Below are 24,154 nucleotides of genomic sequence, written 5' to 3'. Positions count from 1 at the left end.
TCTCACTCATAGACGTACTTGGCCTTCGTAAACCCGGACAGCCGGGCCAGTCATCACCACTGAATGGCCGGGGCCGGCCCACTCGATGGACAGGCGTCCGCCCGGCAGGTCGATCAGCATCGGGGAATCCATCCAGCCCTGAGTAATGGCCGCGACCGCTGCCGCGCAGGCACCGGTGCCACAGGCCTGGGTTTCCCCGGCGCCACGCTCCCACACCCGCAATTGCGCGCGCTGACGGTCGACGACATGGAGAAAGCCCACGTTCACCCGGGCCGGAAAACGCGGATGGTTTTCAATCTTCGGCCCAAGCACATGCACGGGCGCATTGTTGATGTCGTAGACGCGCAGCACGGCATGGGGGTTGCCTATGGACACGGCGGCAAGCTCGACAGACTCGCCATCGACATCGAGCGAATAACTGGCGGCCTGTTCCGGTGCGTCGAACGGGATGTCCGCCGGCACCAGACGCGGCGCGCCCATATCAACGCTGATCTGGCCGTCGTTGCGGATGTCCAGCTCGATGATGCCGCCCTTGGTCTCGACGCGAATCTGCTTCTTGGCCGTCAGCCGCTTGTCCAGCACGAAACGGGCGAAGCAGCGCGCGCCATTGCCGCACTGCTCGACCTCGGAGCCGTCGGAATTGAAAATCCGGTAGCGAAAATCCACGTCCGGATTGTTCGGCGCCTCCACCAGCAGCAGCTGATCGAAACCGATACCCGTGTGGCGATCGCCCCATTGCTTGGCGTGCTTGGGCAAAATGTGGGCGTGTTGGCTCACAAGGTCCAGCACCATGAAGTCATTGCCCAGGCCATGCATCTTGGTAAAACGCAGCAGCATGGGATTACTCCGGCAGAAGGCTTTCGCCGGCAAACAGCTCAGTCACGGTTTCACGGCGACGCACTTCGAAGGCTTGCTCGCCATCCACAAGCACCTCGGCCGTACGTCCGCGGGTGTTGTAGTTGGAGCTCATCACGAAGCCATAGGCGCCCGCCGAATGCACCGCCAGCAGATCGCCTTCAGCCAGCGCGAGTTCACGCTCCTTGGCCAGGAAATCCCCGGTTTCGCAAATCGGGCCGACGATGTCGTAGGTGCGTTTGGCGCCGTCGCGGGGTTTGACGGCCGTCACGTCCATCCAGGCCTGATACAGCGCTGGACGAATCAGGTCGTTCATGGCGGCGTCGACGATGGCGAAGTCTTTGTGCTCGGTGTGCTTGAGGTACTCGACGCGGGTCAGCAGCACGCCGGCATTGGCGACGATGAAGCGGCCGGGCTCGAACATCAGCGCCAGATCGCGGCCATCAAGGCGTTCACGCACGGCCTTGATGTAATCGCCCGCGAGGGGCGGCTCTTCGTCGCGATAACGCACGCCCAGACCGCCGCCCAGATCGATATGCTTCAGCAGAATGCCGCAATCGCCCAGTCGGTCGACAAGATCGAGCAGGCGATCCAGCGCATCCACGAAAGGCGAAAGGGTGGTCAGTTGAGAGCCGATGTGGCAGTCGACGCCGATGACGTCGAGATTCGGCAGCTGCGCGGCGCGGATGTAAACGTCTTCGGCGTCCGCGATGGCGATGCCAAATTTGTTTTCCTTGAGGCCGGTGGAGATATAAGGGTGGGTGCCGGCGTCGACATCCGGGTTGACGCGCAACGAAACCGGAGCACGCACGCCCATTTCGGCGGCGACGACTTGCAGTCGTTCAAGCTCGTCGGTGGACTCGACGTTGAAGCAATGCACGCCGACTTCCAGCGCTCGGCGCATGTCATCGCGGGTCTTGCCGACGCCGGAGAAAACGATTTTGTCAGCCTGACCGCCTGCCGCCAGCACGCGCTCCAGCTCGCCACGGGACACGATGTCAAAACCGGCGCCCAGACGCGCGAGGACATTGAGAACGCCCAGGTTCGAGTTGGCTTTGACCGCAAAGCAGACCAGATGCGGCATGCCGCTCAAGGCGTCGGCGTAGGCGCGGTACTGCGCCTCGATGTGCGCGCGGGAATAGACGTATGTCGGCGTGCCGAAGCGTTCGGCGATGGCAGACAACGCCACTCCTTCCGCGAACAGCTCGCCGTCGCGGTAGTTGAAGGCGTCCATGACTGATTCCTAGTAGGTCGAAGTCTGATGCTTGTGCGAGTGCGATTTGGTCTGGCTGGTGCCGTCGGCGGACGAATCGTCGTCGGGCAGATACAGTGGACCTTTCTGACCGCAGGCAGAGACCAGACACGCAACTGCAAGCAGCGCGGCCAGGGAGGAAATCAGGCGCTTCATGGCGAAATCCTTTGTATAAGCATTAATTGCGCCCGAGTATACCGACCACCCGACAGATTGCCTATGCGCTGGAGTTCCCGTCCGGCGGGGGTTTGACGCCGCCGCGCAATTAGACTGCGCAGCACGTGCGGATTTCTGACGCGGTCTGTGGTGCAGGGTGATGCTCGATGCCTTCCCGACCAAAGCCGGTCCCACATTTGCACTTGGGCGGGTAGGCTTTGCATTTGCCGTGGAGCGACCGTATCGTGCGTCGCTGCGCCGTCCGCTGACACTTTTGAGGTTCATGCAATGAGTTTGACCGAAGCCCGTTTTCACGATCTGGTCGATGCCACCCAGGAAAAGCTCCAGGATATCTTCGACGAGAGCGGTCTGGATCTGGACCTTGAGGAGTCGGCCGGTGTGCTGACCGTGAAATTCGAAAACGGCTCGCAGTTCATTTTCAGCCGTCAGGAGCCTTTGCGTCAGCTGTGGCTGGCGGCTGCGTCGGGTGGTTTTCACTTTGATTACGACGAAGAAGCGAAGCACTGGATCTGCGACAAGAGCGAAGAGCTGTTGAGCGAAATGCTCTATCGTCTGGCGAAGGAGCAGGCGGGCGAAGAAATCGACTTCGACGCCCTCGACGGCAGCGATGGCAACCGCCAGTGACCGTTAGCGCAACCCCGGTCAAGCCGCCAAAGCCGCTGTTCAGCAACGTCAGCCCGGCTGTGCCGTCGCCCTGCATCAGCATCTGCCGGCTCGACGAAGACAAAGTCTGCACGGGCTGCCAGCGCCACGTCGAGGACATCCGCGAGTGGCGGGCGGCGACCGATGAGCGCCGACGGGAGATCGTGCGGCAGGCAGATTTGCGTCGCAGTGCGACTTCCGATCACGTGTAGGTCATGCCTCGTCCATCGCGGCATTCAGTGACTGTTCCAGCTGGGCTTTGTAGCGCAGGAACAGAATAGTCTGCCCGCGCGTGTCCCCCAGTATCCCGGACAGGTCCAGGTCGGTGATGTAGCAGCGATAACGTTGCGTCTCGCGGCGCTGGTCGAGGATCCGCCGCGCCACGACGCTGAACAACTGATCGCCAAACTCCAGCTCGGAAAACTCCATCCCGTCGCAATACAGCGTCACGCTGACCTGGCCGGGGGATGCTTCCTCGATAATCGCCTGCACGTCAAAGAACGATTTGTCGATGAGCATGGCCGGGCTCGGCCGATGCTCAACGCGGCGGGCCCGCCCTGAGCCATCGGGGGTTATGCGGTAATACAAAGCCTCCAGCGACGTTGATTCCAACGGGTTATCCAGCGGCAGCAACGTCACGCGCCGGTACGTCAACGATTGAAAAAAGCGCTGCAGCGGAACCAGCAGGCTGGGCTCACTGTGATAAGGCACCTGCTGATGCCATAACGCATTGCGCTCATCGAGCACGTACAGGTCGGCATTGGGTTCGTTGATCCGGTAAAACACCTGAATGCATTCGGGCTGACCGTACGGGATGAACAGCGACAGGTCCGAGTCGTCCAGTGCCTGCGGGTCCAGATGAAGCGGGCTGTAGGCGGAAAGCTCTTCTCCGAGATAGCTGAAGAGCGCCGGCACGTGTTCGAGCGTGACGTGGCTGACCTGGCCGGGGATCATTTCCAGAACGTGGTAACGCTGCTCGACCTGAATGAGATAGCGATGATTCAGGCGCCGGTCCAGCAGCAGTTGCGCAGTGCCGATGAGCTCCTCCACGCGCTGAGCGATGGCCTGCGCACGGTTGTGGCAAAAACAACGCACGCGGATGACGGGCCTGGCGGACTTTTCCGGTAGGCCGTTGAGCAATTCTGTCAGGCAGTCCAGCAGCGCTTGGGCGCCGTCGAAGCGATTGACCAGCACCTCGTTCCAGCTGTTGAGGGTGATCTGGTCGAAGGTCAGCACCAGATTTTCACGGACGCCGGCGTAGCTCAGCGAGTCGGTTCGCTCGGTCGTCATCAGGATGTTCAGGTCTTTATGGTGCCGGAGCGGATCGACGCCGACGTTGACCAACAGCAGAATCTCGCGGGGCACGCTCGGGCTTAGAAGTACGTCTTCATCGACCATGGCCAGCGGCAGCGCGATGCTCTGCTGCAACGCGCCTTGTAGATTAAACAGTTCAAATTCGGTCAGATCGCTGATGCCAGGGTGGAGCGCCAGGCGCGTGCTGCTGTCGATGACGTTGTTGCGATGGCACCACGTGAGCAGTTCCAGCAACTCGCGGCTGCGCTTGATCGGCGCAAACGTCTCCAGCTCGTGGGCACTCAGGCTGCCGTTGTAGAGGCACCACTGATACCTGCCGGGCTCGCGCTTGTTCGGCAGTTGCGCCAGCGTCAGCGTGTCCTCGGCCAGATCCGGCGCAATGCCCGGGTTGAGAAATTCCACTTTGCCGGCTTTGCGTTCGAAGGCTGCATACAGACGACGCCCGAGCACATTCATGTCGCGCTTGGTGATCGAATTGACCGCTTTTTGCGCGCGAGCGAACTGGGTCAGGAAGCGATAACTGTAGTTGAGCTCGCCGACCAGTGCGCGGCGTTCGCTGGCGACTTGACGCACTTTCCATTGGCTGCGGCTGTCGAGCAACGCCAGCTGACGCTCGTCCCAGTTCCACTCATTGACCAGCCGCTCCAGCAGCAGCCGTTGCCAGCCGTTACTGCGGTGACGGGTGGAGCCGGTGAGTTTCTTGTTCACCTTCAGGTACAAACTGCGGCGTACCAGTTCCAGTCGCTCGGGTTCACCCCGCGCCAACAGGTATTCCTCGATGCGCCGGTACACCATCACGTACGGGTCCAGCTCATCAAGGTCGGCGCGGTTGGCGAACACGGCCTTTTTGAAGCGCATGCTCAAGCACTGCACATGGGGGTGCTCGCTGGCATAAACCTCGGTCAACAGCAGCTTGAGCACCGATTTGTAAGGCGATTCGATGCCTTTGAACAGCTGCCAGAGCCCGGCGCCGATGAATTCCCCCGGCGGGATATGCGACATGTTGCCGAGGTCCAGCACCTCGTCGGCGCGAATAAAGCGTTTCGACAGCAGGGTGTGGGTGTATTCGGCGTAGCGCGCTTCTTCATAGACCGGTACCAGCCACCACATCGGGGTGCGCCCGGCGAGCCAGATGGCGGTGCGATAAAACTCGTCCAGCAGCAAATAGTGCTGGGTTGTGCCGCAGTCCTCGCCACTCAGCTGCGCGTCACGTTCGCCGACGACAAAACGCTCAGGATCAACGAGAAAGAAGTGTGCCTCGGCGCCCATGCTGGCTGCCCAGCTTTCGAGGGACTGGCACTTCCTGCGCAACTCCTGGATTTCGTCGGCCGACAGCAGCGGGTCGTGGCAGATCCACACGTCCATGTCGCTCTGGTCGGCCTGGGCGAGGGTGCCAAGGCTGCCCATCAGGAAGATGCCGTGAATCGGCTGTGGCGGATTCACCCGCCGTGGTTTGTATGAAAACGACCGGGTCAGGCGTTGCGCTTCAGCGAGGGCCTGGGCGTCTGGCTCGTAATGGGACACGCCAGCGGGGGTCGAGCCCGACACATAGCCTGGCAGCAGCGGATGATTGACGTGGAAAAACAGCGGAAGCAGCGTGAGCACGCTTTGCTGACGGGTCGACAGGCCTTCGTACGCACGCGCCAAGCGACTCTGACTCAGGGCCAGAAAGCGGCTGCGCAACTGAGCGAGGACCTTGCGATCAATGCCCTCATCCAGATCCGGGCGAATTTCGGAACTACGCGTCATCGCGACTCGAAGCCGGCGGGCGGCACTGCATGAGGTGAGGGTATAGCGATAATAAAGACAGCTGGACGTCAGGCCAGTACGGCTCGATCACGGGTCTTTTTTATGGCGCCATTATTTTATCGGCGCAGCATCGTCGAAATGGAGGATTCGCGAAACCTTTATTTTATGCGTCCAGGCAAAGGTTTCGCGAGGGACGAAATCAGGCAGCTTCCTGGCTGGTAGCAAGAATAATCAGCAGCGATTGAGCGTGGTCAGCGGCATCCAGCCCCAGGCTGGTCAAATAGCCTCCGTCGTGTTGCGTGGTGAGGCCTTTGTCGAAAAGTCGTTGGGCAGCCGCGATGGCCGTGGGGGCCGCAGAGTGGTGGTGGACCTTCAGTCCCTCTTTGGTATTGCTCAGATTGAACAGCGACAGGATTTCCAGCTCGGCAACCAATTCAGGGGTAAACGACATGGGTGCTCCAGACTTTTTCCAGTGGATACACCGCGATCAGAATCGCAGGCGTGACGGCCCCGTCGCTATACGGCAGCGAGGCTGTTGGAGTGTAGTCAGGTCTGGGGATTTTGCAGGAAGTATCTGGCCGGTCGTCAGGTCAGTTGAGCGACCGGCATGTGTGGCGGGTTTACTCGTCTTCCGCCAGTCGCACGCCCGGTGGCATGTCGGGCAGTGCACGCAGGGCCGCTTCGTACCAGACGGTATTGAACGGGCGATCTTCGGCCAGGATCCCGTCGATCTCCAGCGCCAGAATGTGGGCCATCATCTGCAGAATCTCTTCACGCTCGATGCCCACCAGGGTCAGCTTGTTGTAAGTGGCTTTGGCCGCTGGCGGGTTGTCGCTTTCGATCTGATTTTCGATGGCTTCAATCAGCGTGGCTTCGGCAAACTCTTCGTCGTCGTTCTCGATGTTGTCGCTCATGTCGTTCTCGATGTCTTGCCAATTGATTGGAATCGCCCGTAACGGGCGACCCCTCTGATGCGTTTAGCGGGTGGCGAGCAAATGCTGTCCACGCACAACCGCGGCCTTGACCTGCTCCGGCGCCGTGCCGCCGATGTGATTACGCGCGTTGACCGAACCTTCGAGCGTCAGCACCTCGAAGACATCCTGTTCGATCTGATCACTGAACTGACGCAGCTCGTCCAGCGTCATCTCGGCCAAGTCCTTGCCGGTCTCAACGCCATGCTTCACCGCGTGACCGACGATCTCGTGGCAATCACGGAATGGCAGGCCACGACGCACCAGGTAATCGGCAAGGTCGGTCGCGGTAGAGAAGCCGCGCAGCGCGGCTTCGCGCATGATGGCGTGCTTGGGCTTGATCGCCGGGATCATGTCAGCGAAGGCACGCAGCGAATCGCGCAGGGTGTCGGCGGCGTCGAACAGCGGTTCCTTGTCTTCCTGATTGTCCTTGTTGTAGGCCAGCGGCTGGCCTTTCATCAAGGTCAGCAGGCCCATCAAGGCGCCGAACACGCGGCCGCTTTTGCCACGGACCAGCTCAGGGACATCAGGATTTTTCTTTTGCGGCATGATCGAACTGCCGGTGCAGAAGCGATCAGGCAGGTCAATGAACTGGAATTGCGCGCTGGTCCATAGCACCAGCTCTTCGGAGAAACGCGACAGGTGCATCATCGCGATGCTCGCGGCGGAGCAGAATTCGATGGCGAAGTCGCGATCGGAGACGCTGTCCAGCGAGTTGCCGCCGACGGCTTCGAAGCCCAGCAGTTGGCAGGTCAGCTCGCGGTCGATCGGGTAGGTGGTCCCGGCCAGCGCGGCGCTGCCCAAGGGCATGCGATTGGTGCGCTTGCGGCAATCGACCAGACGCTCGTAATCGCGGCTGAGCATTTCGAACCACGCCAGCATGTGGTGGCCGAAGGTCACAGGCTGCGCGGTCTGCAGGTGAGTGAAGCCCGGCATGATGGTGTCGGCTTCGCGCTCGGCCAGCCCTAGCAGGCCTTCTTGCAGGCGAGTGATCTCAGCCAGAATCAGGTCGATCTCATCACGCAGCCACAGGCGGATGTCGGTGGCGACCTGATCGTTGCGGCTACGACCGGTGTGCAGCTTTTTACCGGTGACGCCGATGCGATCGGTCAGGCGCGCTTCGATGTTCATGTGCACGTCTTCGAGGTCCACGCGCCAGTCGAACGTGCCGGCCTCGATCTCGCCCTGAATGCTCTTCAGCCCGTCGATGATGGTGTCGCGCTCGGCGTCGGTCAGCACGCCGACCTTGGCCAGCATCGTGGCGTGGGCGACGGAGCCCATGATGTCGTGGCGATAAAGGCGCTGATCGAAGGTGACGGAGGCGGTGAAGCGTGCGACGAAGGCGTCGACGGGTTCACTGAAGCGGCCGCCCCAGGACTGGTTGGTCTTGTCGGTGCTCATGATTCGCTCGCTGCTTTGCTGGTGGCTGAAACTGATGAAAAACCGGCGCCGGCCGATTCTAAAGACGCGGGCGATGATAACAGCATTGCCGTTTATTTATCCCCGGCGGCTTGCCTGCACCGGTATGAGCGAAGAGACTGGCGGCCATGCAAAACGAGCGCAAACACCCGGGGCAGAGCAGTGCGCCCGGCAAAGAGTTTTTCCTCCCGGAACTGTGTCTGCCCCAGGCGCTGCTGATGCTGGTCGTGCTGGCGGAGTTGCTGGTCTTCGTGCTCGTGCTCATCGAACCCATGCAGCCGGATTTCGACTGGGTGCGGTTGGCGCTGATTTCTCTTTTCGTGCAGTGGATCGTGCTGTTGTCCGCTGCGCTGCTGTGTGGCTTGCGCCCCTGGCTGGCACGGCTGCGTGCCGGGGTGGCCGGCTGCATCGGTTGTCTGCTGGTGGTGGCGGTGACGCTGATGTGCACCGCCGTGACGGACTACTACCAGGTGAATCCCCCGACCTCGTTCGATGGCGTCGTCGAGCGATACCTGCGCTATGCCTTGATCGCCTTGATCATGTCCGCACTGATGCTGCGCTACTTTTACCTGCAGAGTCAGTGGCGCAAGCAGCAGCAGGCCGAACTCCAGGCCAGGATCGAGTCCTTGCAGGCACGTATCCGCCCGCATTTTCTGTTCAACACGCTCAACAGCATTGCCAGTCTGGTCACCAGCGATCCGGTCAAGGCGGAGCAGGCAGTGCTTGATCTGTCCGACCTGTTCCGGGCCAGTCTGGGCAAGCCCGGCAGCCTGACGACATGGCGTGAAGAACTTGATTTGGCGAAACGCTATTTATCGATTGAGCAATATCGACTTGGCGAGCGTCTACAGTTGGACTGGGCCGTTAGTGCAATTCCCGACGACTTGCCAATTCCCCAGCTAACCTTGCAGCCATTATTGGAAAACGCGTTGATTTACGGCATCGCGCCCCGTGTTGAAGGCGGCGTGGTCAGAGTTGAGGCGGACTACGAACGGGGAGTATTTATATTGCGCGTCAGTAATCCTTACGATGAGGTCGTCTTACAGCAAAATCCAGGCGGCACTCAGCAGGCCTTGGCAAACATCGGCGCTCGACTCACGGCACTTTTCGGCCCTCTCGCCAGTCTGAGCGTGGAGCGCCGAGACGGTCGTCACTTCACCTGTCTACGCTATCCTTGTGCGAGACTCACGCAGGAAGCCAGAGCAATATGAATGTCCTGATCGTTGATGACGAACCCCTAGCCCGAGACCGCCTGAGCCGTATGGTAAGTGAGCTCGAGGGTTACAAGGTTCTTGAACCCAGCGCCACCAATGGCGAAGAAGCATTGCAGCTGATTGAAAATTTGAAACCCGACGTGGTGTTGCTGGATATCCGCATGCCGGGCCTGGATGGACTTCAGGTCGCGGCTAAATTGTGCGAGCGCGACACCCCGCCTGCCGTCGTGTTTTGCACGGCCCACGATGAATTTGCGCTGGAGGCCTTTCAGGTCAGCGCCGTGGGTTATCTGGTCAAACCGGTTCGTCCCGAGCACCTGCTTGAGGCGTTGCGCAAGGCCGAGCGGCCGAATCGCGTGCAACTGGCGGCGATGACCCGACCTGCTGCCGAAAGCGGCACCGGCCCGCGCAGCCACATCAGCGCGCGTACCCGAAAGGGCATTGAGCTGATTCCGCTGGCTGAGGTGATCTATTTCATCGCCGATCACAAGTACGTGACCCTGCGCCATGAAGGCGGCGAAGTGCTGCTGGATGAACCGCTTAAAGCCCTGGAAGACGAATTCGGCGACCGCTTCGTGCGTATTCACCGCAACGCGCTGGTCGCCCGGGAACGTATCGAACGCCTGCAACGCACGCCGCTGGGCCATTTCCAGTTGTTCCTCAAGGGGCTCAACGGTGATGCGCTGATCGTCAGCCGCCGGCACGTTGCCGGTGTGCGCAAGATGATGCAGCAGTTGTAAGCGAGTGCCGCGAGGGCCATGCCGTGCGATGCGGGCGACACGCCGTCGCATGGCGTGCGCAGGTTGATTGAGATCATGATGCGCAACGATTGAATACAGTCATTCGGCCCGATCCGGCCGAGCTGTTATTATTCGCCGCATTCACTCAGTACGGACCGGTTCATGTCTTCTCGCGAAATCCGCATCGCCACCCGCAAAAGCGCCCTGGCCCTCTGGCAAGCCGAGTACGTCAAGGCGCGTCTGGAGCAGGCGCATCCCGGTCTGATCGTGACGCTGGTGCCAATGGTCAGTCGCGGCGACAAGCTGCTGGATTCACCGCTGTCGAAAATCGGTGGCAAGGGTCTGTTCGTCAAGGAGCTGGAAACAGCCCTGATGGAGCACACCGCCGACATCGCCGTCCACTCGATGAAAGACGTGCCGATGGACTTCCCTCAGGGGCTTGGCCTGTTCTGCATCTGCGAGCGCGAAGACCCGCGCGATGCCTTCGTGTCCAACACCTACGCCAGTCTCGATGAACTGCCCGCCGGCGCCGTGGTGGGAACGTCGAGCCTGCGTCGGCAGGCTCAGTTGCTGGCGCGCCGGCCTGATCTGCAAATCCGGTTTCTGCGTGGCAACGTCAATACGCGCCTCGCCAAGCTGGACGCCGGTGAGTACGACGCGATCATCCTTGCCGCGGCCGGCCTGATCCGTCTGGGTTTCGAAGACCGCATCACCGCCCCCATCAGCATCGACCATAGCTTGCCGGCTGGCGGGCAGGGCGCAGTGGGCATTGAATGCCGCAGCGTCGACATCGAACTTCATGCCTTGCTGGCACCGCTGCACCATGACGATACGGCCGTGCGGGTCACCGCTGAGCGCGCGCTCAACAAGCACCTCAATGGTGGGTGCCAGGTGCCGATTGCCTGCTACGCCGTGCTGGAAGGCGAACAACTGTGGTTGCGCGGTCTGGTAGGCGATCCTTCCGGCACAGTGCTGCTCCACGCCGAAGCGCGTGCGCCCCAAGTGGATGCTCAAACGCTGGGTGTACAAGTGGCCGAAGCGCTGCTGGCTCAAGGTGCGGCGAAGATTCTCAAAGCGGTGTACGGCGAGGCAGGCGACGAGTGAAGGCCTGGCGTTTGCTGCTCACGCGTCCTGCTGAAGAATCGCAGGCCCTTGCGCAGACCCTGGCTGAGGTTGGCGTGTACAGCGCCAGCCTGCCGTTGCTGGAGATCGAGCCATTGCCGGTTTCAGAAGCGAACCGTTCGATCATCTATGACCTTGCGGCGTACTGCGCCGTCATCGTCGTCAGCAAGCCGGCCGCGCGGCTGGGCCTGGCGATGCTCGATGAAGTCTGGCCGCAGCCGCCGATGCAGAAGTGGTTCACCGTTGGTGCTGCCACTGCGCAAATTCTCGATGACTACGGCCTGCCAGTTTTCTTCCCAGAGCACGGCGATGACAGCGAAGCATTGCTCGACCTGCCGCAGTTTCAACAAGCCCTCTCGGGCTATGACCCCAAAGTGCTGATCATGCGCGGCGAAGACGGCCGCGAGCTGCTCGCCGAGCGATTGCGCGAGCGCGGTGTGGTGGTGGATTACCTGCCGCTGTATCGTCGCCACCTGCCGCAATACCCGGCTTTCGCATTGCCCGATACGGTAAAAGCGGAACGCTTGAATGGGCTGGTGGTCAGCAGTGGACAGGGTTTCGAGCATCTGCGCAAGTTGGCGGGCGACGCCTGGCCTACGCTTGCGCAGATGCCTTTGTTTGTACCGAGCCCGCGGGTCGCCGAAATGGCGCGTGCTGCCGGAGCTCTTACCGTAGTGGACTGCCGTGGCGCCAGCGCCCCGGCCTTGCTGGCAGCATTGCGCGGATATACCGCGCCTGCCTCACAGGCGTAATGCTCGATCAGTCGGATTACGCGACGCCCAAAATGCAAAGGATGGACACGTGAGCGAAACAGTCTTGCCAAAAGATGACGTTGAACCGGTACTGGCCAAATCCGAGCCGCTGCCGGATCCAGCGTACAAAGAACCGTCGACTCGCCGGAGCAGCAACGGGCTCGCCATACTGGCCCTGTTGCTGGGCGCTGCGGGCGTTGCCGTTGGCGGCTGGAGCGTTTGGCAACTGCGCGCCATGCAGGCTGGTCATCAGGAGCAGTCGGGCCAGTTGCAGGACATCGGTTCCCAGACCCAGGCCCTCAAGCAGAGCGAGCAGCAGATCGCCGCGCGTCTGGCGCAATTGCCTCCGGCCCAGGAGCTTGAAGATCGCCGCCGCCTCGTCACGCAGTTGCAGGGTGATCAGCAGCGCCTGAGCCAGCGTGTAGAAACCGTGCTCGGCGCCAGCCGCAAGGATTGGCGTCTCGCCGAAGCGGAGCATTTGCTGCGCCTGGCGAGCCTGAGGCTGTCTGCGCTGCAAGACATCAATAGCGCTGCAGCGCTGGTGCAGGGCGCCGACGAGATCCTGCGCGAGCAGGACGATCCCGGCGCATTTGCAGCCCGTGAGCAATTGGCCAAGAGCCTGACTGCGCTGCGCAGCGTCGATCAACCGGATCGCACGGGTCTGTTTCTGCAACTGGCAGCTGTGCGTGATCAAGTCGCGCAATTGAACGAGCTGGCGCCGGAATACCAAGACAAGGTCGACTCGCTGTTCGGTTTGACCGATGGCAGCGAGGACAGCTACTGGGCCAAGTGGTGGGACAAGATCTCCCAGTTCGTGCGAATCGACTTCCATGCAGATAAGAATATTCGTCCATTGCTGGCTGGCCAGAGCCTGACCCAGGTTCGTCTGGCGCTGAGCTTGGCGATCGAGCAGGCGCAATGGGCAGCGCTCAACGGCCAGGCCCCGGTCTACGAAAAAGCCATGGCTGAGGCGCGCAGCGTCCTGGACGACAATTTCAATCGCGATAACCAGCAGAGCAAAGCCCTCGGCCAGCGTCTGGATGAGTTGGGCAAACAGCCGGTTTCCGTGGCGACCCCTGACCTGACACAAAGCTTGGCGGCGGTTCAGGCGTATCTCGAGCAGCGTCATACGCCTGTTGGCGGTGCGCTGGAGAAGCGCACTGACGAGGCCCAGCCTGGGAAACAGCCATGAAGCGCGCTTACGTCGTCCTCTTTGTGCTTGTGGTGGCCGCGGCGCTGATCGGTGTCGCGATCTCTCGCCATGCGGGTTACGTGCTGATCTCCTACGACACTTTCCGCTACGAATCGAGCATCTGGGCAGCACTGGCGATACTGGTCGCCGTCCTGTTTATTCTTTGGCTGGTGCGGGTGCTGATCTCATTGCTGACGACCTCCGGCGGGGTGGTCAATCCCTGGTCGCGTCGCAACCGAAGCCGTCGTGTGCAAAACGCGATCGAGCAGGGCCAGTTTGACCTCGCCGAAGGGCGCTGGGCCAGCGCGCAACGCAACTTGCATCGCGCTGCCGAGGCGGAACGTCAGCCACTGCTTTACTACCTCGGCGCGGCCCGGGCCGCGAACGAGCAGGGCCGTTATGAGGAAAGCGACAATCTCCTCGAGCGCGCGCTGGAGCGTCAGCCTTACGCCGAACTGGCCATTGCGCTGAGCCACGCTCAGTTGCAGGTGGACCGCAGCGATCTCGACGGCGCGCTGGTGACCCTGCAGGCCATGCAGGAACGCCATCCGCATAACCCGCAGGTGTTGCGCCAGTTGCAGCGCCTGTACCGCGAGCGCGGCGAGTGGGCGGAGTTGATTCGCTTGATGCCTGAGCTGCGCAAGGACAAAGTGCTCCCGGCGCAAGAGCTGGCTGAGCTTGAGAGCCGCGCGTGGGGCGAGAATCTCTCGTTGGCCGCCCATCGTGAATCCGACAGCGATACCGTAGCCACGGGCCTCCCGTCGCTGGAGAACGCCTGGCAGCAATTGACCTCGGCCCAGCGCCAGGAGCCTGCGCTGGTACTGGCGTACGCCGAACAGCTGCGACGTCTGGGCGCCGATGTGCAGGCCGAAGAGGTTTTGCGCACCGCCATGAAGCGCGATTACAACACCCACCTTGCGCGTTTGTATGGACTGGTGCGCGGCGCTGATCCTGCCAAACAGCTGCAGACCGCCGAAGGTTGGCTGAAAAATCATACCGATGATCCAGGCTTGCTGTTGACCCTGGGCCGTCTGTGTCTGCAGAGCAGCCTGTGGGGTAAAGCGCGTGATTATCTTGAGTCGAGCTTGAGGTTGCAGCGCAACCCGGAAGCGTGTGCCGAACTGGCTCGCTTGCTCGCGCAGCTGGGCGAAACTGATCGCAGCAATCAGCTGTTTCAGGAAGGCCTGGGCCTGCTGGATGAGCGTTTGCTTGCACGTCCGTTGCCAGCGCTGACACGCGTTTAGACTGGGGCAAGGCGTCAACTCGAAGAGGCCCGATTGCGGGCCTTTTCAGTGTCTGCTTCCCCGATTCGTGTAGGACCTTTCCGTGCTTGGTGTGGCTTGTTGAGAAGATCTTCAAGCTACCGGTACAACGTCTTAAACACGGCGTCGGGATTTACCTACAGCAACAAAGAAATATCCTCCGTTGGGTGCCTTGAAAGCGACTCGCGCTTTCCTCTACCGTAGCCGCCTTCGTCTTTTGTTACGGATCTTCCATGCAGCTGGCTCGTACGCGCTCCTTGTTCTCTCTGGCGTTTGTGGCCTGCGCATCGATTGTGGGAGCGACGGTTTATCTCGGCCCTGTGGTTGATGCGGCGCCATGTCCGATGTGTCTGCTTCAGCGTGTGCTCATGGCGTTATCGGCGGGTGTTTGCCTGCTCGCCGCGCTGCACGCGCCTGGCAAATCCGGCTGGCGTGTCTACGCAGGCTTTCTTTTACTGTTTTCCGCTTTGGGGGCGAGCGTCGCGGCACGTCAGGTCTGGTTGCAGGCTTCGCCGCCCGAGAACATGGCGGCGTGCATTGAAAATCTTCACTACCTGTTGGAAACGCAAACCTACGTGAAGGTCATGCTGATGGTGTTGGCGGGAAGTGCGGGGTGCTCCGAGATCAACTGGTCGCTGTTCGGCATCAGCTTGCCGGAGTGGAGCCTGCTGGCATTTTCGGGGCTTTGCCTGTTCGCGCTGTACTACCTCTTTATCGAGTTTCGGCGATTCAGATCAATAGATGTAGGGCCTTCGGATTAAACACTTGTATGAACTTTGTGTCCTGCGTACCTTGATGGGCTAGTCATGCGGGCATAATCTGGGCCGCACGCATCATCGGATCAATGCTACTGTCGACGCTTGTCCAGGCCGGTACCGACCAATCTCGGACCGAACCGGAATGCGCTTGAAGCAGCATGCCCTGAAGGGAAGAGAGAACATCATGCTGGAAAGTTGTCAGAACGCTCAGGAACGCTGGGGTGGGGTTCACAAGCTGATTGACCGCTGGTTGCTGGAGCGCAACGAGCTGATCAAGGCTTACGATGCCATCGGTGCAGAGCCGGGAGCGTTCTCTGAAAAGCGCGTGCCCCTGCAGGACTTCTGCGGCACGCTGGTCGATTACGTTTCGGCCGGTCATTTCGAAATCTACGAGCAACTCACCAGCGAGGCCAAGGCATTCAACGATCAGCGTGGCCTCGAGCTGGCTGACACGATCTATCCTCGAATCGACGTCATCACTGAGAAGCTGCTGGCCTTCAACGATCTCTGCGACGAAGGCAAATGCGTCACCGAGACATTCAAGGAATTGGGCGGCCTGCTGCACGAGCGCTTTGAACTGGAAGACTGCCTGATCGAAGTGCTGCATAACGCGCACAAGGAACAGATTGAGGCAGAGGTCTGAGCAGACCGCTGATGAAAAAAAGGGTGCCTTGGGCACCCTTTTTTATGGTCTGTCTTTAGGGCTGCCGCCGACGAGCCGGAGCCACTGCCAGCGTTACTGCGACACCCCGAGCAGCTCGATTTCGAACACCAGCGGCGTGTAGGGATCGATCAGATCGCCTGCGCCTTCTGCGCCGTACGCTTGGGCCGAGGGGATGACCAGCCGCCATTTGGCACCCACCGGCATGTCGGCGAGGGCTGTGGTCCAGCCAGCGATGACGCTGTCCAGGCGGAACCATTGTGGCTGCTGGCTCTGATCGAAGATCGTGCCATCAGGAAGACGGCCTACATACTTCACCTGCACACGGCCATTGATGTCGGGTTTGGCACCGTTGCCCGGTGTCAGCTCGGTCATCAGGATGCCGTCCGCGAGCTGGCGAACGCCCGGTTTGGCCTTCTCGGCGTCCATGAACTTGCGCTCATCCTTCAACGCCGCTTCAGTCTGCGGTTCGGTCTGGCCGGAGTTTTCAGCCTGGGCAAGGGCGGCGTCGTGGTCGCTGAGGATCTGCTCCATGCGTTCCTGTTTGATCGCCAGCGGCTTGCCTTGATACGCCGACTGCAGACCTTCAAGCAGCGCGGGCAACTGCAGGTCGGGTGCTTCCTGACGCAGGCGCTCACCCAGGCTCGCACCGAGGCTATAGGAAAGATCGTGGGTGTTGTCGGACGCCGGAGCATCGGTCGCGTGAGCAAGGGGTACCAAGAGGAACAACGACATAAACAGGTAGCGCGACATGAATGCTCTCCGGCCTGGGAAGTGAGCGATTATGCCAGCGCTGAGGCCCGAGCGTGACGGGTATTGCCGCGTTTTTCGGCGTCCTGCAACAGAGCGGGGGTTGTAGTGTCAAGATGCCCTAGCGGCGGTGCGGGCGGAGGTCTAGTATGGCCGCACTCAAATCAGCCAGGAGGTAAGTCATGTCGGCCACCAAGAAGCCAGTAAACACTCCGTTGCATTTGCTCCAACAGCTCTCGAGCAGCCTGCTCGAACATCTCGAAGACGCTTGCTCTCAAGCATTGGCTGACGCTGAAAAACTGCTCGCCAAACTCGAGAAACAACGTGGCAAGGCGCAGGAAAAGCTGCACAAGTCGCGCACCAAATTGCACGACGCTGCTGCCGCCGGTAAAGCCAAGGCGCAAGGCAAGGCCAAAGACAGCGTGTCCGAGCTCGAGTCGTTGCTCGACGCGTTGAAAGATCGTCAGACCGAAACCCGCAGCTATATCCTCAACCTCAAGCGTGATGCTCAGGAAAGCCTGAAGCTGGCCCAAGGCATTGGCCGCGTGAAGGAAGCCGTTGGCAAAGCGCTGAACGATCGCGCTGCAAACGCCCCGGTGCAAGCGGCTGCCAAGCCTGCCGCCAAGCCTGTTCCTGCAAAAACACCTGCAAAACCTGCTGCTAAAGCGGCCCCGGCCAAGCCTGCCGCTAAAACTGCAGTCAAAGCCGTCGCTGAAAAAACCGTTGCCAAAGTGACTGCGAAAACCGTCGCCGCCAAGCCAGCTGCGAGCAAGGCGCCCGCTGCCAAGCCAGCTGTCAGCGCCGCAAGCAAGCCAGTCGCTAAAACTTCGACTGCCGCGAAGCCGGTCGCCAAGCCAGCCGCCAAGACTACCGCTGCCAAGCCGGCTGCCGTAAAGGCCGCTGCCAAACCTGCTCCGGCTGCTGCAAAGCCGGCCGCCAGTGCCGCTGCCAAGCCTGCTGCGAGCAAAGTAGCCGCCAAGCCTGCCGCGAAAGCGAGCCCGGTTGCCAAGCCAGCAGCGTCGAAACCTGCCGCTGCCAAGCCAGTCGCAGCGAAGGCTGCGGCAAAACCGGCCGTCAAGCCTGCTGTCTCCGCAACCGCCAAGCCAGCACCTGCTGCTCCGGCAGCGTCTCCTGCGCCAGCCGCCCCGGCCGCGCCAGCTGCTGATTCGACCTCGAACAGCGCGTCCTAAGCGATATCGGTCCCGGCGCGAAGCAGAATCTGCAACGCGTCGGGACTGGCTTGAGCAGCACCTCCCGCCAGCGCTCCCAGCCAAACACCCGTAGGTTGAGAATCTCGCTCAGGCCAGTCTTTGGTCAGCCGTTGCAGACGCACCAGCAGCTCACGCTCGGCATCGAGCTCCAGGGTTTTCAGTCTGTCGCGTAACGCCTTCAGCTCTTCGTCTTCAGCCGCGTCGGCCTTCCAGCGTGTCCGAACATCCCTCAATGGCCCCACCACCTTCTCGTGCCACGGGTCGGCCAATTGTCCGATTTCTCGCGCCCGCTCTGAGTCGAACTGCACACCACGCCGGTCCATCCAGACGCCGCACAGCAGCGCGCAGACATTGGCGCCACTGGCCTGCAGGGTGAGACATGCCTGCTCAACGCCTGGGCGAGCATAGAAATCGAGGGTGAAACTCCATAGGTCCGAAAGCATCGTCATCTACCTGTTTTGGGCGAAGCTGGTAGACTCCGCCGCCATTATGATCAGACTTCAAAGCCTTACCTTACAGCGTGGTCCGCAACGTCTGCTAGAAGACGCCGAGTTGACCCTGCACGCCGGCCAGAAAGCTGGCCTGATCGGCGCCAACGGCGCCGGTAAATCCAGCCTGTTCGCACTGTTGCGGGGTGAATTGACCCCCGACAACGGCGACTGTCTGCTGCCCGCCGATTGGCGCATCGCCCACATGCGTCAGGAGGTCGATACCCTCGATCGTGTGGCGGTGGATTATGTGCTCGACGGCGACCTGCGTCTGCGTCAGGTGCAGCATGACCTCGCGGCTGCCGAGGCCGCTCAGGACGGCGCCGCGCAAGCACGTCTGCATTCGGAGCTCGACAGTGCCGATGGCTACACGGCCGACGCGCGGGCGCGCAAGTTGCTGGCAGGTTTGGGTTTTACCAACGAGCAGATGGAGCGCCAGGTCAGCGATTTTTCCGGTGGCTGGCGGATGCGTCTCAACCTGGCGCAGGCTTTGATGTGTCCTTCGGACCTGTTGCTGCTCGATGAACCGACCAACCACCTGGATCTCGATGCCATTCTCTGGCTCGAAGACTGGCTCAAGAGCTACCAGGGCACGCTGCTGCTGATCTCCCACGACCGCGATTTTCTGGATGCGGTCGTCGATCATGTTGCCCACGTCGAGCAGAAAAAGATCACGCTTTATCGCGGCGGTTACAGCGCGTTCGAGCGCGCCCGTGCCGAACGTCTGGCCCAGCAACAACAGGCCTACGACAAGCAACAGGCCCAGCGCGCGCACATGGAGAAATTCATCACGCGCTTCAAGGCCCAGGCTACCAAGGCCAAGCAGGCCCAGAGCCGGATCAAGGCGCTTGAGCGAATGGAAGAGCTGTCGGCGGCCCACGTCGATTCTCCGTTCGACTTCACCTTCCGCGAATCGACCAAGATCTCCAGCCCGCTGATGGATCTGTCTGACGCGCGACTGGGCTACGGCGACAAAGCCATCCTGCAGAAGGTCAAACTGCAACTGACGCCGGGCGCACGCATCGGCTTGCTGGGCCCGAACGGGGCCGGTAAATCCACGCTGATCAAAAACCTCGCAGGCGAACTTGAGCCATTGAGCGGGCGCATGGTGCGTGGCGAAAACACGGTGGTCGGCTATTTCGCCCAGCATCAGCTTGACTCGCTGGACGCCAAGGCCAGTCCACTGCTGCACCTGCAACGCATTGCGCCCACCGAACGCGAGCAGGCGCTGCGGGATTTCCTCGGCGGTTTCGACTTCCGTGGTGCGCGCCTCGACGAGCCGGTGCTGAATTTCTCCGGCGGCGAAAAAGCGCGGCTGGCATTGGCCCTGATTGCCTGGGACAAACCCAACCTGCTGCTGCTCGACGAACCGACCAACCACCTGGATCTGGAAATGCGCCTGGCCCTGACCATGGCGCTTCAGGAGTTCAGTGGCGCGGTGCTGGTGGTGTCTCACGACCGGCATTTGCTCAAGAGCACGACGGACAACTTCCTCCTCGTCGCCGATGGCCTGGTTCAGGAGTTCGATGGCGACCTGGATGACTATGCCCGTTGGCTGGTGGACTATCGCCTGCGCAATGCACCGGCCAGCAATACGCCGGTCAATGTCGACAAGACTGACAAGAAAGCCCAGCGACAGCAGGCCGCCGCATTGCGCCAGCAACTCGCGCCGCACAAGCGCGAAGCCGACAAGCTCGAGAAAGACCTCGGCACGCTGCACGAAAAGCTGGCGAAGATCGAAGCGGCCCTGGGCGACAGCGGTATCTACGAAGCGGCCAACAAAGACAAATTGCGCGACCTGCTGGCCGATCAGGCCAAGCTGAAATCCCTTGAGTCCGAGCTTGAAGAAGCGTGGATGGAAGCACTGGAATTGCTGGAGTCGATGCAGGCCGAGCTGGAAGCGTTGTCCTGATGGCGTCACCTGCGTTGGCCGTATAACGCAGGCGACCGGAACAGCTGTCTGGCAAGTCGCCGCAACAGTCAGAAATGACTGGCGTTTAAAGGCCTGGAAACACTAGCTTAGGCGCAGGTATTCGTTGGCTGAGGTGTGTGATGTCGCTCGAAACATGGTTGGGGTTCTTCGCCGCTTGCTGGGTTATCAGCCTGTCTCCTGGCGCGGGCGCTATTGCCTCGATGTCCAGCGGACTGCAATACGGCTTCTGGCGTGGATACTGGAACGCGCTCGGCCTGCAGATCGCCCTTGTCGTGCAGATTGCCGTGGTCGCCGTAGGGCTTGGCGCGGTTCTGGCCACTTCGGCGCTGGCATTCACTCTGATCAAGTGGTTTGGCGTCGCCTACCTGGTGTATCTGGGCATCAAGCAGTGGCGTGCGCTGCCAAGCGATCTGGCGGATGAGTCAGCTGTACGCCCGGTGGGCAAGCCGTTGGTGCTCATGGCCCGCGGCTTTCTGGTGAACATCAGCAACCCGAAGGCGCTGGTGTTCATCCTGGCGATCCTGCCGCAGTTCATCGACACGCACCTGCCGCTGCTGCCGCAATACCTGATCATCGCCGCAACCATGGTCTGCGTGGATCTGATCGTCATGGCGGGCTACACCGGCCTGGCCTCGAAAGTGCTCCGCGCCCTTAAAACCCCCAAGCAGCAACGCCGGATGAACCGCACCTTTGCCGGATTGTTCGTCAGTGCAGCGGCGTTTCTCGCCACCTTGCATCGGGCCTGATTCGGCAACAGCCCGTCTCACAGTTAGTCACGGCCGGTCTCACTGGCTGTGCTGGGCTGGGAAACCGGCTTACACCCTCAATCGTAGGACTGGCTTCAGCCGGGAAGCGGCCAGACACTTTTGCGGCGTGACACCTGACGCCTTCCCGGCTAAAGCCGGTCCCACTAAAAGCATCGCGTTCGTCCATTGGAAATGACAAGGCTTGCTCGCGAAAGCGGTGTGTCAGCCACCGTTGACGTCACAGGCCCACCGTGTTCGCGACCGTCGCAACCTTCGATTGCTCCTACAGGGGATTTGCGTCCAGCGCGGAAGTCGGGCGCGCACACGAAATTGTAGGAGTGAGCTTGCTCGCGAAGGCGGTGTGTCAGACAACATGGTTAAAAGGGAACTGACGTCTTCCCGGCTAAAGCCGGTCCTGCAATTGAGTCAAAGCCATCAACGCAGCGCTTGAGTCCTCAGCGCCTAACATGAACAATGGCAACCCTTCGCATTCCTATTTGAGATCCACCCCCATGTTTCGCTCCCGCTTATTGACCTGCCTGAGCCTCGTGCTGTTGAGCGTGTTCAGCGTCGGGGCCTGCGCAGCGCCTGCCGAGGACGCGGCTCAGGCTTTGCATCTGCTCGATTACGTCGGGGCGGATTACCCGGCGACGGTCGCGGATGGCAAGGTCGTGGATGACGCGGAGTACCGCGAGCAGGTGGAGTTTCTCGCGGCGCTGCAGGGCACGATCGCAACGCTGCCGGCAAAGCTGGAGCGCGCAGAGCTGGAGCAGGGCGTCACGGCGCTGTTGAATGCGGTCAACCTGAAGCAGGACGGCGCGCAGGTGGCTCGTCAGGCGCGTCAGCTCGGCGCGAAGCTGGCCGTGGCATACGAAGTCAGTCAGGCGCCGGTGATCACCCCGGATCCCGCACGTGGCGCGCCCTTGTACGCGCAGTATTGTTCGGTGTGCCACGGCGACGCGGGCGCAGGCGATGGCCCCGCCGGGATTGGCCTTTCACCACCGCCATCCAACCTGCGTGACGCAGCGCGACTGGACCGCCTGAGTCTCTACGACCTCTACAATACCCTCGGTCTGGGCATTGAAGGCACTGAAATGCCTGCCTTCGCGGACCAGCTGGATGACCGTCAGCGTTGGGACGTCGCGACTTACATCGCAGGCTTCAGTGCGGATTCCGTTGCGAAGCAGGAAAAACCCTACAACCTCGCCGATCTGGCGCGGCAGACACCGGCTGAAGTCGGTGCCAGCGATGGGCCGCAAGCCGCTGCCAGCTTCCGTGCCCAGCGCGCGCAGCCGCCTCAGGTTCTGCGCGGCCCGGCTCAGTTGCTCGATTACACCAGCGCAACTCTGGACAAAAGTTTGGCCGCTTACCAATCCGGTGATCGCGAGCAGGCATATGACCTATCCGTCGCGGCGTATCTGGAGGGTTTCGAGCTGGTCGAAAGCTCACTCGACAACGTCGATGCCACCGTGCGCAAGGACACCGAAAAAGCGCTCATGGCCTACCGGCAGTCGCTTCAGGATGGCCTGCCCGCAGCCCAAGCGGCGCAGAAACTCGCTGATGCCAAGGTCAAGCTCAAGGAATCGGCCGATCTGCTTGGCAGCGATGGCCTGAGCACCTCATTGAGCTTCATCTCCGGTCTGCTGATCCTGCTGCGCGAAGGACTGGAAGCGATTCTCGTGCTCGCCGCCATTCTCGCGTTCCTGCGCAACACCGGTCAGCAATCGGCGGTGCGCAGCGTCAACGTCGGTTGGGGGCTGGCGTTGCTGGCAGGCTTGGGTACGTGGGCGCTGGCAGCGTACGTCATCGATGTCAGTGGTTCGCAGCGCGAACTGCTGGAAGGCGCGACCGCGCTGTGCGCGAGCGTCATGGTGCTGTGGCTGGGCGTTTGGATGCACGATCGACGTCATGCCGCCGCCTGGCAGGACTACATCAAGAGCAGTCTGGTCGGCGGCGGTGGCCGTTTCGGTTTTGCAGTGCTGGCGTTCTTCTCGGTCTACCGCGAGCTGTTCGAAGTCATTCTGTTCTACGAGACCCTGTGGCTGCAGGCAGGCCCCGCCGGCCACAATGCCGTGTTGGCCGGAGGCGCCACGGCGCTGGTGCTGCTTGTCGGCCTGGCGTGGGTGATCCTGCGGGGGTCGGCGAAACTGCCGCTGACGCTGTTTTTCGGCATCAATGCCGCGCTGCTGTGTGCGCTGTCGGTGGTGTTCGCCGGCCATGGCGTCAAGGCATTGCAGGAAGCCGGGATTTTCGGGACGCGTCCGGTGCCGTTCTTCGAATTCGACTGGCTGGGCATTCACGCCGACGCCTATTCCCTCGGCGCGCAAGCCATCGCGCTGTTGGCGATTGTGGTGCTGTATGGCCGCAGCCGGATAGCCGAGAAGCGCCGGGCGGTCGCCGCATAAATTCATTTTCTGGAATTGGAGTCGCTTATGCGCGTCTGGATCGATGCCGACGCCTGTCCCAAGGCTGCCAAGGACCTCGTCATCAAGTTCGCCCTCAAGCGCAAGTATGAGGTGGTGCTGGTGGCGGGGCAGAGCCAGATCAAGCCGAGCCTCACCCTGGTGAAGTTGATCGTGGTACCCAGCGGGCCGGATGCGGCTGACGACTATCTGGTGGAGCACGCCGTGCCGGGCGAGCTGGTGATCTGCAGCGATGTGCCGTTGGCTGATCGGCTGGTCAAGAAGGGCGTTGCAGCGCTCGATCCCCGGGGCAAGGAATTCGATGCGCAGAACATGGGTCAGCGCCTGGCGATGCGTAACCTCTTCACGGATCTGCGGGAGCAAGGCCAGGCCAGTGGCGGGCAGGGCGCCTATGGCGAGCGGGAGAAACAGGCCTTCGCCAATTGCCTCGACCGGATCCTGACGCGGCTGGCTCGCGAGTATCCCTCGGCGCCTGCAGGCGAGAACCCGTAGGGCTGGCGAGCGATCAATCCGCTTCCAGCCC

General features: G+C 61.3%; 24 protein-coding genes. 15 read left to right on the top strand and 9 right to left on the bottom strand.

Going from position 1 to position 24,154, the window contains the following annotated elements; all coding sequences use genetic code 11:
* Positions 1 to 6 precede the first annotated feature (6 nt).
* Genes dapF through lptM form a run of 3 tightly spaced genes read right to left on the bottom strand, consistent with a single transcriptional unit; the run spans position 7 to position 2,263 of the window.
* Positions 7 to 837 (bottom strand): diaminopimelate epimerase, encoded by an 831-nt coding sequence (dapF, locus tag AC07VF_RS06920; protein WP_495008375.1) that lies wholly within the window; start codon positions 835 to 837, stop codon positions 7 to 9.
* 4 nt (positions 838 to 841) lie between these two features.
* Complete coding sequence (lysA, locus tag AC07VF_RS06915; protein ID WP_282365888.1) at positions 842 to 2,089, bottom strand: diaminopimelate decarboxylase; 1,248 nt, start codon at positions 2,087 to 2,089, stop codon at positions 842 to 844.
* A gap of 9 nt (positions 2,090 to 2,098) precedes the next feature.
* Positions 2,099 to 2,263: an LPS translocon maturation chaperone LptM gene (gene lptM, locus AC07VF_RS06910; RefSeq protein WP_192171403.1), complete on the bottom strand. Its 165-nt coding sequence runs from the start codon at positions 2,261 to 2,263 to the stop codon at positions 2,099 to 2,101.
* A 288-nt stretch (positions 2,264 to 2,551) separates the two neighbouring features.
* Here lptM and cyaY point away from each other — a divergent pair, with 288 nt between their 5' ends.
* Complete coding sequence (gene cyaY / locus AC07VF_RS06905; protein WP_192171402.1) at positions 2,552 to 2,908, top strand: iron donor protein CyaY; 357 nt, start codon at positions 2,552 to 2,554, stop codon at positions 2,906 to 2,908.
* On the top strand, positions 2,905 to 3,138 hold the full coding sequence (locus AC07VF_RS06900; protein WP_282365883.1) for a DUF1289 domain-containing protein: 234 nt from the start codon (positions 2,905 to 2,907) through the stop codon (positions 3,136 to 3,138). The genes cyaY and AC07VF_RS06900 overlap by 4 nt, the downstream gene beginning before the upstream one ends.
* A 1-nt stretch (position 3,139) precedes the next feature.
* On the opposite strand, the gene AC07VF_RS06895 is transcribed toward AC07VF_RS06900, so the two are convergent.
* From AC07VF_RS06895 to argH, 4 genes are all read right to left on the bottom strand, one after another.
* Entirely contained in the window at positions 3,140 to 5,989 is a 2,850-nt protein-coding gene (locus tag AC07VF_RS06895) for a class I adenylate cyclase (RefSeq protein ID WP_495008376.1), read from the bottom strand.
* Positions 5,990 to 6,188: 199 nt separating this feature from the next.
* Positions 6,189 to 6,440, bottom strand: coding sequence for a TIGR02647 family protein (locus AC07VF_RS06890; protein ID WP_074892677.1), 252 nt, complete (start codon positions 6,438 to 6,440; stop codon positions 6,189 to 6,191).
* Positions 6,441 to 6,609: 169 nt separating this feature from the next.
* Positions 6,610 to 6,903, bottom strand: coding sequence for a hypothetical protein (locus tag AC07VF_RS06885; protein WP_282365877.1), 294 nt, complete (start codon positions 6,901 to 6,903; stop codon positions 6,610 to 6,612).
* 63 nt (positions 6,904 to 6,966) lie between these two features.
* Positions 6,967 to 8,361 carry an argininosuccinate lyase gene (gene argH / locus AC07VF_RS06880; RefSeq protein ID WP_282365873.1) on the bottom strand — a complete coding sequence of 465 codons (1,395 nt, stop codon included), beginning with the start codon at positions 8,359 to 8,361 and terminating at the stop codon, positions 6,967 to 6,969.
* 146 nt (positions 8,362 to 8,507) lie between these two features.
* On the opposite strand from argH, the gene AC07VF_RS06875 reads away from it, so the two are divergent.
* The 8 genes from AC07VF_RS06875 to rsd all read left to right on the top strand — a co-directional run bounded on the left by AC07VF_RS06875 (position 8,508) and on the right by rsd (position 16,062).
* Positions 8,508 to 9,590, top strand: a complete 1,083-nt coding sequence (locus AC07VF_RS06875; protein WP_192171397.1) for a sensor histidine kinase — start codon at positions 8,508 to 8,510, stop codon at positions 9,588 to 9,590.
* Positions 9,587 to 10,333 carry a LytR/AlgR family response regulator transcription factor gene (locus AC07VF_RS06870; protein WP_074892681.1) on the top strand — a complete coding sequence of 249 codons (747 nt, stop codon included), beginning with the start codon at positions 9,587 to 9,589 and terminating at the stop codon, positions 10,331 to 10,333. Before AC07VF_RS06875 ends, AC07VF_RS06870 begins: the two co-directional genes overlap by 4 nt.
* Before the next feature lie 162 nt (positions 10,334 to 10,495).
* Positions 10,496 to 11,437 carry a hydroxymethylbilane synthase gene (gene hemC / locus AC07VF_RS06865; protein WP_192171396.1) on the top strand — a complete coding sequence of 314 codons (942 nt, stop codon included), beginning with the start codon at positions 10,496 to 10,498 and terminating at the stop codon, positions 11,435 to 11,437.
* Complete coding sequence (locus tag AC07VF_RS06860; RefSeq protein ID WP_423571931.1) at positions 11,434 to 12,207, top strand: uroporphyrinogen-III synthase; 774 nt, start codon at positions 11,434 to 11,436, stop codon at positions 12,205 to 12,207. Before hemC ends, AC07VF_RS06860 begins: the two co-directional genes overlap by 4 nt.
* Positions 12,208 to 12,256: 49 nt before the next feature.
* A complete protein-coding gene (locus AC07VF_RS06855; protein WP_495008377.1) occupies positions 12,257 to 13,399 on the top strand; it encodes a uroporphyrinogen-III C-methyltransferase in 1,143 nt (380 codons plus the stop codon).
* Positions 13,396 to 14,643 carry a heme biosynthesis protein HemY gene (locus AC07VF_RS06850; RefSeq protein WP_495008378.1) on the top strand — a complete coding sequence of 416 codons (1,248 nt, stop codon included), beginning with the start codon at positions 13,396 to 13,398 and terminating at the stop codon, positions 14,641 to 14,643. Before AC07VF_RS06855 ends, AC07VF_RS06850 begins: the two co-directional genes overlap by 4 nt.
* Before the next feature lie 251 nt (positions 14,644 to 14,894).
* A complete protein-coding gene (locus AC07VF_RS06845) occupies positions 14,895 to 15,422 on the top strand; it encodes a disulfide bond formation protein B (protein WP_346629503.1) in 528 nt (175 codons plus the stop codon).
* 181 nt (positions 15,423 to 15,603) lie between these two features.
* Positions 15,604 to 16,062, top strand: a complete 459-nt coding sequence (gene rsd, locus AC07VF_RS06840) for a sigma D regulator (protein ID WP_346627441.1) — start codon at positions 15,604 to 15,606, stop codon at positions 16,060 to 16,062.
* Between the two features lie 93 nt (positions 16,063 to 16,155).
* Here rsd and AC07VF_RS06835 read toward each other — a convergent pair whose 3' ends face one another.
* The gene (locus tag AC07VF_RS06835) at positions 16,156 to 16,833 is read right to left on the bottom strand and encodes an FKBP-type peptidyl-prolyl cis-trans isomerase (RefSeq protein ID WP_192171390.1); all 678 of its coding nucleotides are present in this window, start codon (positions 16,831 to 16,833) and stop codon (positions 16,156 to 16,158) included.
* Between the two features lie 179 nt (positions 16,834 to 17,012).
* Here AC07VF_RS06835 and AC07VF_RS06830 point away from each other — a divergent pair, with 179 nt between their 5' ends.
* Complete coding sequence (locus AC07VF_RS06830) at positions 17,013 to 18,020, top strand: AlgP family protein (protein ID WP_495008379.1); 1,008 nt, start codon at positions 17,013 to 17,015, stop codon at positions 18,018 to 18,020.
* Here AC07VF_RS06830 and AC07VF_RS06825 read toward each other — a convergent pair.
* Positions 18,017 to 18,484: a TIGR02444 family protein gene (locus tag AC07VF_RS06825; protein ID WP_463582406.1), complete on the bottom strand. Its 468-nt coding sequence runs from the start codon at positions 18,482 to 18,484 to the stop codon at positions 18,017 to 18,019. The genes AC07VF_RS06830 and AC07VF_RS06825 overlap by 4 nt on opposite strands.
* A gap of 46 nt (positions 18,485 to 18,530) precedes the next feature.
* Between AC07VF_RS06825 and AC07VF_RS06820 the strand changes: the two genes are divergently transcribed.
* The 4 genes from AC07VF_RS06820 (at position 18,531) to AC07VF_RS06805 (ending at position 24,123) form a co-directional block, all read left to right on the top strand.
* Positions 18,531 to 20,441 (top strand): ATP-binding cassette domain-containing protein, encoded by a 1,911-nt coding sequence (locus AC07VF_RS06820; RefSeq protein WP_495008380.1) that lies wholly within the window; start codon positions 18,531 to 18,533, stop codon positions 20,439 to 20,441.
* A 140-nt stretch (positions 20,442 to 20,581) separates the two neighbouring features.
* Positions 20,582 to 21,208: a LysE family transporter gene (locus tag AC07VF_RS06815; RefSeq protein WP_192171386.1), complete on the top strand. Its 627-nt coding sequence runs from the start codon at positions 20,582 to 20,584 to the stop codon at positions 21,206 to 21,208.
* A gap of 512 nt (positions 21,209 to 21,720) precedes the next feature.
* Entirely contained in the window at positions 21,721 to 23,613 is a 1,893-nt protein-coding gene (locus AC07VF_RS06810) for an FTR1 family protein (protein ID WP_495008381.1), read from the top strand.
* Between the two features lie 27 nt (positions 23,614 to 23,640).
* Entirely contained in the window at positions 23,641 to 24,123 is a 483-nt protein-coding gene (locus AC07VF_RS06805) for a YaiI/YqxD family protein (protein ID WP_495008382.1), read from the top strand.
* Positions 24,124 to 24,154 lie beyond the last annotated feature (31 nt).

The sequence above is a fragment of the Pseudomonas sp. GW821-FHT02H06 genome (assembly GCF_059421525.1).
This window is presented reverse-complemented; position numbering and strand designations above follow the sequence as displayed.